This window comes from Dietzia sp. E1, assembly GCF_014145015.1.
Taxonomy (GTDB): Bacteria; Actinomycetota; Actinomycetes; order Mycobacteriales; family Mycobacteriaceae; genus Dietzia; species Dietzia cinnamea_A.
In genome coordinates, this window is record NZ_JAALDU010000417.1 from 1 (window position 1) to 8,436 (window position 8,436).

General features: G+C 71.6%; 6 protein-coding genes, 1 tRNA gene and 1 pseudogene. 7 read left to right on the top strand and 1 reads right to left on the bottom strand.

Features of this window, described 5'->3' with window-relative positions:
- Nucleotides 1-1,029, top strand: a pseudogene (locus G6030_RS13240) (chromosome partitioning protein); the annotation flags it as partial.
- Between the two features lie 76 nt (nucleotides 1,030-1,105).
- Nucleotides 1,106-1,585 (top strand): MarR family transcriptional regulator, encoded by a 480-nt coding sequence (locus G6030_RS13245; RefSeq protein WP_043566933.1) that lies wholly within the window; start codon nucleotides 1,106-1,108, stop codon nucleotides 1,583-1,585.
- A gap of 141 nt (nucleotides 1,586-1,726) precedes the next feature.
- Here G6030_RS13245 and G6030_RS13250 read toward each other — a convergent pair.
- A tRNA-Arg gene (locus tag G6030_RS13250) sits at nucleotides 1,727-1,799 on the bottom strand.
- Nucleotides 1,800-1,987: 188 nt separating this feature from the next.
- On the opposite strand from G6030_RS13250, the gene argS reads away from it, so the two are divergent.
- From argS to thrB, 5 genes are all read left to right on the top strand, one after another.
- Complete coding sequence (gene argS / locus G6030_RS13255) at nucleotides 1,988-3,640, top strand: arginine--tRNA ligase (protein WP_182643442.1); 1,653 nt, start codon at nucleotides 1,988-1,990, stop codon at nucleotides 3,638-3,640.
- The gene (lysA, locus tag G6030_RS13260; RefSeq protein ID WP_182643443.1) at nucleotides 3,637-5,055 is read left to right on the top strand and encodes a diaminopimelate decarboxylase; all 1,419 of its coding nucleotides are present in this window, start codon (nucleotides 3,637-3,639) and stop codon (nucleotides 5,053-5,055) included. Before argS ends, lysA begins: the two co-directional genes overlap by 4 nt.
- Nucleotides 5,052-6,404 carry a homoserine dehydrogenase gene (locus tag G6030_RS13265; RefSeq protein ID WP_182643444.1) on the top strand — a complete coding sequence of 451 codons (1,353 nt, stop codon included), beginning with the start codon at nucleotides 5,052-5,054 and terminating at the stop codon, nucleotides 6,402-6,404. Before lysA ends, G6030_RS13265 begins: the two co-directional genes overlap by 4 nt.
- Nucleotides 6,401-7,483 (top strand): threonine synthase, encoded by a 1,083-nt coding sequence (thrC, locus tag G6030_RS13270; RefSeq protein WP_182643445.1) that lies wholly within the window; start codon nucleotides 6,401-6,403, stop codon nucleotides 7,481-7,483. Before G6030_RS13265 ends, thrC begins: the two co-directional genes overlap by 4 nt.
- Nucleotides 7,480-8,436: homoserine kinase (gene thrB / locus G6030_RS13275; RefSeq protein ID WP_182643446.1), on the top strand; the 957-nt coding region annotated here is incomplete at its 3' end. The genes thrC and thrB, both read left to right, overlap by 4 nt.

Consider the following 8,436-nt stretch of genomic DNA (forward strand, 5'->3'; position numbering starts at 1 on the left):
GGGCCGTCGGCACCCGAGGCCGACGGGGCCGAGAGGGTCGGCGGGTCGACGGCGGACGACGCCGACGGGACCGGGGACCCGGCGGAGGAGGCCGCGATCGCGGAACAGGTGCTGGCACGATGCCGGGCCGACGACCGCGCCGCGGATGTGGAGGCCGCGACGCTCAGGACGGAGCACGCGACCAAGGCGGCGTTGGCCGCGGAGGCGGCCGGACGGCTGGGCGAGTGCAGAACAGCGCTCAGCGCCGCGAGGGAGGAGGTCTCCGACCGGGACCTGGAGGAGGCCGAGGCGGAGACGCGCGAGCACGCACGGTCGGCGCGGGAGAAGGCGCAGCAGGCCAGGTTCGCCCTCGAGGACGCGCTCGCCGATGCACCGCCGGATCTGCTCGACAACGCGCGGGCCTCACTCGCCACACTCGTGGCGGAGGAACGCGACTCCGCCGCGGCGGTGGCGACGGCGCTCGGTCGGGTCAACGCGATCGGTGACCAGGGTCGGCTCGAGGCGGTCGCGACCGCGGAGCGCGAGCTGAACGCGGCGGAGCGAGAGAACGCCGCTCTCTGGCGTCGGGCCCGCGCGGCGGACCTCCTCCACCGCACGCTCGTCGCCCGGCGCTCCGAGGCGTTGCTCGCCTACCAGGAGCCGTTCCACCGCGCGGTCGTCGAACTCGGGTCGCTCGTCTACGGGCGGGACTTCGACGTCAGGCTCGGCGAGGACCTGACGATCCGGTCCCGGCGGATCGGTGACGTCACGGTGGACTACGAGTCGCTATCCGGTGGTGCGCGGGAGCAGTTGGCGGTCATCGTCCGGATCGCGTGTGCGCGTCTCGTCGGAGACGACGGCGTCCCTGTGTTCCTCGACGACACCATGGGTTACACCGACCCGACGCGCAGGCTCACCATGGGTGCGGTCATCGCCGCGGCCGCGGCGACCTCACAGGTGATAGTGCTCACGTGCGATCGCGCGCGCTTCGCCGGTATCGGGGGAGCCCGCACGCACGTGATGCAGCGAGCGGGCGCGTCCGCCGGGTGAACGCGGACCGAGCAAGTGCGGGTGGTGGGGGAGAGCCTGGACACTCGGCGAAGGAATGTCGTGCTGTAATAGTCACATGAGTCAAACACGCTGGTTGAGCGACGATGAGCAGCGCATGTGGCGGCGGTACCGCGACGTCAATCAAGTGCTCGAGCTCGCGATGGAACGGCAACTCCAGCGTGACGCCTCGATGTCCCAGTCCGATTACTCGGTGCTCGTGAGCCTCAGTGAGGGCAGCGAGCAGGGCCTACGTGCGCGCGAACTGGGCGCGGCGCTGGGCTGGGACCGCAGCCGGGTCTCCCACCAGGTCCGTCGGATGGAGGGGCGCGGCCTGGTCGCCAAGGGCGAGTGCCCCGAGGACGGCCGCGGCACCGTCGTCACCCTGACCGAGGCGGGCGCCCAGGCGATCGCCGCCGTGGCCCCCAAGCACGTGGAGAAGGTCCGCGAGCTGTTCATCGACGAGCTCACGCCCGAGGAGGTCGGAATGCTCACCGACATCTTCGAACGGGTCGTGAACCGCGTCGCGAAGGTGGACGGCATCACCCTGCCGCGGTGACGCGGCGGTGATGCCGCGGTGACGCCGCGCTGACGTCGCGGCGGGGCGCTGATCAGGTGCGCCGCCCACCGCCCCGCCCCGGACACGACAAAGCCCTCTCCCTGCCCTGCGTCTGTGCAGGCGGGAGAGGGCTTTTAGTCGTGCCCCCGAAGGGAATCGAACCCCTGACCTTTGGTACCGGAAACCAACGCTCTATCCCCTGAGCTACGAGGGCGGGATACCGACCCGCGAGGGGCCGGAGGCTGTCCCGTGGACCCGCGTGGCGGATCCGGTCGAACAGCGAGACTGATCGTAGCACCGGGCCCGGGAGGACACCGCATCGGGTGTCCTCCGGCCGGGCGACCGGCGTGCCCACGGGCTCCGATTCCCGGCTCGACGTGCCGACATCTAGGATGGGCAGACGTGACTCCCGCCGACCTCGCCGCCGTCATCCGTGCCGCCCTCATCGCCGTTCTCACCGAGCGCGGCGCCGACACGTCGGTCGTTCCGGAGACGGTGACCGTCGAGCGGCCCCGCAACCCCGAACACGGCGACTATGCGACCAACGTCGCGCTGCAGCTGGCCAAGAAGATCGGGTCCGCGCCGCGTGACCTCGCACAGGCGCTCGCGGACGAGTTGGCGCAGGACCCGGGCATCGCGTCGGCGGAGATCGCCGGTCCCGGCTTCCTCAACATCCGGCTCGACTCCGGTGCCCAGGGCTCGCTCGTCGCCACCGTGCTCGAGAAGGGGGAGCGGTACGGCTCCGGCGACGCGATGGCCGGCCGACGGGTCAATCTCGAGTTCGTCTCCGCGAATCCCACCGGCCCCATCCACCTCGGCGGCACCCGGTGGGCGGCCGTCGGTGACGCGCTCGGCCGCGTCCTGGAGGCCTCCGGCGCCGCGGTCACCCGGGAGTACTACTTCAACGACCACGGTGCCCAGATCGACCGGTTCAGCCGTTCGCTGGCCGCTGCCGCACGGGGCGAGGAGACCCCGGAGGACGGGTACGCCGGGGCCTACATCCAGGACATCGCCGCGCAGGTGATGACCGCGCATCCGGGCGTCCTCGACCTGCCGGAGGACGAGGCGCTGGAGACCTTCCGCGCGGCCGGGGTCGACCTGATGTTCTCGCACATCAAGAACTCGCTCGCCGAGTTCGGCACCGTCTTCGACGTCTACACGCACGAGAACTCCATGTTCACCTCGGGCGCTGTCGACCGGGCGATCGAGACGCTCAAGGGCAACGGCAACCTGTACGAGTCCGAGGGCGCATGGTGGCTGCGTTCCACCGCGTTCGGGGACGACAAGGACCGTGTCGTCCTCAAGTCCGACGGCGCCGCCGCCTACATCGCCGGCGACATCGCCTACTTCCTCGACAAGCGCGAGCGCGGATTCGACCTGTGCATCTACATGCTGGGCGCCGACCATCACGGGTACATCGCGCGACTCAAGGCGGCCGCCGCGGCGCTGGGCGACGATCCGGCGACGATCGAGGTGCTCATCGGCCAGATGGTCAACCTCGTCCGCGACGGCGAGCCGGTGAAGATGAGCAAGCGGGCGGGCACGGTCATCACGCTCGACGACCTCGTGGACGCGATCGGTGTCGACGCCGCGCGCTACGCGCTGATCCGCTCCTCGGTCGACCAGACCATGGACATCGACCTGAAGCTGTGGACGTCGGCGACCAACGACAACCCCGTCTTCTACGTGCAGTACGCGCACGCCCGTCTCTGCTCCCTCGCGCGCAACGCGGCCGACCTCGGTGTCACCACGGAGGGCGCGGACCTGGCACTGCTCGTGGAGGACCGCGAGGGCGCCCTCATCCGCACGATCGGCGAGTTCCCCCGCGTCGTCGCCAGTGCCGCGGACCTGCGCGAACCGCACCGCATCGCGAGGTACCTCGAGGAACTGGCCGGCGCCTACCACCGCTTCTACGACACCTGCCGGGTCCTGCCGATGGGTGACGAGGAGCCCGGGCCCCTGCACGCAGCCCGGCTCGCGCTGAGCTCGGCGACCCGGCAGACGCTGGCCAACGGCCTCCGCCTCATCGGCGTCACCGCCCCGGAGCGGATGTGAGCGCGCATCCCGCGGGCGCCCGGCACGAGGTGCCGCACGCCCCCGGTATCGCCGAGCGTCCCGCCGACGCCGACGACCTCATGGCGCTGGCCCCGTCGGTGTGGCCGCGGGGCGCCCGTCGGCGCGACGACGGCGTCGTCGAGTTCGCCGGCGTGCCGGTGACCGATCTGGCCGCCGAGTTCGGGACGCCGCTGTTCGTGATCGACGAGGACGACTTCCGGTCGCGGTGTCGCGAGATGGCCGACGCGTTCGGGGGAGCGGACCGCGTGCACTACGCGTCCAAGGCGTTCCTCACCACCGAGACGGCCCGCTGGGTCGCCGAGGAGGGACTCAGTCTCGACGTCGCCTCGGGGGGAGAGCTCGCCATCGCCCTGCGGGCGGACTTCCCGCCGGAGCGGATCACCGTGCACGGCAACAACAAGTCGGCCGACGAGCTGCGCTTCGCCGTGCGCAGCGGTGTCGCCCACGTGGTCATCGACGCGATGTCGGAGATCGAGCTGCTGGACCGGATCGCCCGCGAGGAGGGCGTGGTCCAGGACGTGTTCATCCGCGTCACCGTCGGCGTCGAGGCACACACCCACGAGTTCATCGCCACCGCGCACGAGGACCAGAAGTTCGGTTTCTCTCTCGCCGGCGGCGCGGCGATGGAGGCGGTCCGGGCCGTCTTCGCCGCGTCGCACATCCGGCTCACGGGCCTGCACAGCCACATCGGCTCGCAGATCTTCGACATCGACGGCTTCGAGCTCGCCGCCCGCCGGGTCATCGGCCTCCTGCGCGACATCGTCGACGAGTTCGGCACGGAGCGCACCGCTCAGCTGGACCACCTCGACCTCGGCGGAGGGCTGGGGATCAGCTACGTCCCCTCGGACGATCCACCGCCGGTGTCCAGGCTCGCCGCCTCCCTCCGTGAGATCGTCGAGGGCTTCGCGCGTGAGGCGGGGCTGACCCCTCCGACCCTGGTCGTCGAGCCCGGTCGCGCCATCGCCGGGCCCGGGACGGTCACCGTGTACGAGGTCGGTGTGGTCAAGGACGTCGATCTCGCCGGGGGCGAGCAGAGGCGGTACATCAGCGTCGACGGCGGGATGAGCGACAACATCCGCACGGCGCTCTACGACGCCGTCTACGACGCCCGGCTCGTGGGGCGCGCCTCGGGTGCCGACCCGGTCGTGTCCCGGCTCGTCGGCAAACACTGCGAGAGTGGTGACGTGGTGGTCCGCGACCTGTGGATGCCGGAGGACGCCGGCCCCGGCGACCTGGTGGCCGTCGCGGCCACCGGCGCGTACTGCTACTCCATGTCGAGCCGCTACAACCTGATCGGGCGTCCCGCGGTGGTCGTGGTGCGTGACGGGCGGGCACGACTGATGCTGCGCCGTGAGACCCTGGACGATCTGACGAGCCTGGAGGTGGGACAGTGAGCGACGTAACCGCGTCGGGTGTGCGACCCGTGGGAGTGGCGGTGCTCGGGATGGGCACCGTCGGAACCGAGGTCATCCGCTACATGACCGAGAACGCCGAGGCGCTGGCCGCCCGCATCGGGGCACCCCTGGTCCTGCGCGGCGTCGCCGTCCGCGACCTGACCAGGGACCGCGGTGTGGACCCGGATCTGCTCACCGCGGACCCGGCCTCGCTCGTCTCGCGCGAGGACGTCGACATCGTCGTCGAGCTCATGGGCGGCATCGACCTCCCGCGTCCCCTCCTTCTCGAGGCACTGCGTCACGGCAAGGCCGTGGTGACCGCGAACAAGGCGCTGCTCGCGGAGTACACCGACGAGCTGGCCGAGGCAGCGGACTCGACGCACACCGACCTGTACTTCGAGGCGGCCGTCGCCGGCGCGATCCCCGTCATCGGGCCCCTGCGTCGGTCGATGGCCGGCGACCAGGTCGAGCGCGTGGTGGGGATCGTCAACGGCACCACGAACTACATCCTGTCGGAGATGGGCTCGACCGGCGCGGACTACTCGGAGACGCTCGCCGAGGCCTCCCGGCTGGGCTACGCCGAGGCCGACCCGACGGCGGATGTCGAGGGTTACGATGCCGCGGCCAAGGCCGCCATCCTCGCCTCGATCGCCTTCCACAGCCGCGTGACCGCCGGGGACGTCTACCGCGAGGGCATCTCGCGCATCTCGCCCGACGATTTCGAGTCCGCGCGTGACATGGACTGCACCATCAAGTTGCTGGCGATCTGCGAGAAGCTGCGTCAGAGCGACGGTTCGGAGGCGGTCTCGGCGCGCGTGTACCCGGCCCTGCTGCCGAACAGTCACCCGCTGGCGGCGGTCAACGGCGCGTTCAACGCGGTCGTGGTGGAGGCCCAGGCGGCGGGTCGCCTCATGTTCTACGGTCAGGGCGCGGGCGGCGCGCCCACGGCCTCCGCCGTGCTCGGTGACATGGTCGCGGCCGCTCGCAACAAGGCCGGCGCGGGGCGTGCGCCCGGGGAGTCGACGTACGCCGCCCTGCCGGTGGCGAACATGGACGAGATCTCGACCCGGTACCACGTGCGCATGCGGGTCGCGGACAAGCCGGGTGTGCTCGCGCAGGTGGCCACCGAGTTCTCCACGCACGGGGTCTCGATCGCCCAGGTCCGCCAGACCGAGGTCGAGGTGCCCGACGCCGAGACCGAGGACGTCGAGCCGACCGCCGAGATCACCGTCCTGACCCACCTGGCCACCGAGCGCGCTCTGGCGGACACCGTCGCCGCGCTGTCGGACCAGGACACGGTCACCGCCATCACCAGCGTCATCCGTCTCGAGGGAGTGGACACCGAATGAGCAACACCCACCAGCCCGTGCACCGCCGGTGGCCCGGCCTCATCGAGGCCTACCGCGATCGCCTGCCGATCGGGTCCGACTGGGAGCCGGTGACGCTGTACGAGGGTGGCACCCCGCTCATCCACGCCACCCACCTGTCCGCGGTGACCGGGTGCGAGGTGTACCTCAAGGTCGAGGGCCTCAACCCGACCGGTTCGTTCAAGGACCGCGGCATGACCATGGCGGTCACGGACGCGAAGGCACGGGGCCAGAAAGCGGTGCTGTGCGCGTCGACGGGTAACACGTCGGCGTCCGCGGCGGCGTACGCCACCCGGGCCGGCATGGGCTGCGCGGTGCTCATCCCGCAGGGCAAGATCGCCGCCGGCAAGCTCGCCCAGGCGGTCATGCACGGCGCGACGATCATCCAGGTCGACGGCAACTTCGACGACTGCCTGGAGCTGGCGCGCAAGACCACCGCCACCTACGCGGAGATCGGGCTCGTCAACTCGGTGAATCCGGTGCGTATCGAGGGACAGAAGACCGCGGCGTTCGAGATCGTCGACGTCCTCGGCCGGGCGCCCGACCTGCACTTCCTGCCCGTCGGCAACGCGGGCAACATCACCGCGTACTGGAAGGGCTACTCCGAGTACCACGCCGACGGCGTCATCTCGTCCCGGCCGCGGATGATGGGCGTGCAGGCAGCGGGTGCGGCCCCGCTCGTCGACGGCGCGCCGGTCAAGAACCCGGAGACCATCGCCACCGCGATCCGGATCGGCGCCCCGGCGTCGTGGGACGGGGCCGTGGCGGCGCGGGACGAGTCCGGCGGCACGTTCCGCAAGCGCACGGACGAGCAGATCCTCGAGGCGTACCGCACGGTCGCCGGCAAGGACGGCGTCTACGTCGAGCCCGCCTCGGCCGCGTCGGTGGCGGGCCTGCTCGACGCCCACGCGAACGGCGAGCTCGAGGCCGGGCAGACCATCGTGTGCACGGTGACCGGTAACGGTCTCAAGGACCCGGACACGGCGCTGCTGGGCATGCCCGAGGTCGAGCCCGTGCCGGTGGATCCCTCCGCGGTGGCCGGCGCCCTCGGTCTGCAGTGAGCGACGTGGACGGTTCCGGCCCGGAGGTCTTCGGCAGTTCGGGCGGGCGCATCCTGCCCGTCGGCCGGACGGTGACGATCGAGGTCCCCGCCTCGAGCGCGAACCTCGGGCCGGGGTTCGACGCGCTCGGTGTCGCGCTCGGCCTGTACGACACCATCACGGTGACCGTCATCGCCTCGGGCCTCGAGCTCGAGGTCACGGGGGAGGGCGCGGGTCAGGTGCCCGAGGACGCCTCGCACCTGGTGGCCAAGGCCGTGGAGGCGGGGCTTCGGGCGGGCGGCGTCGGAGCGCCTGGCGTCCGCATCTCGTGCTCCAACTCCATCCCGCACTCGCGGGGTCTCGGTTCGTCGGCCTCGGCCGCGGTCGGGGGACTCGTGGCGGCGAACGGGCTGATGGGCGGTGCGCTGTCCACCGACCACCTCGTGCAGCTGGCGAGTGAGTTCGAGGGTCACCCGGACAACGCCGCCGCGAGTGTCCTGGGCGGCGTCGTGGTCTCGTGGACCGAGCGGTCGACCGACGGCGTCCACTACCGGGCGGTGCGCATGGAGGTCGACCCGTCGATCGTGGCGACCGTGCTGGTGCCGTCGGAGACGTCCTCGACCGCCCAGACCCGGGGCCTGCTGCCGGCGACCGTCCCGCACGAGGACGCGGCGTTCAACGCGAGTCGCGCCGCGCTCATGTCGGTCGCCCTGGCCTCGCACCCCGAGCACCTGCTGGCCGCGACGGAGGACCGGCTGCACCAGTCGTACCGCGCGCCGGCCCTGGTCGGCACCACCGAGTGGGTCACCCGGCTCCGCGAGCGCGGGCTGGCCGCGACGGTCTCCGGTGCGGGCCCGACCGTGTTGGTGCTCGGCACCGGCGCGCTCCCCTCGGATCTGCGGGAACTGGCCGAGCGGCAGGGGTGGACGGTCCGGGACCTGGAGATCGCGGACGGCGCCCGCGTCGTGGCGGCC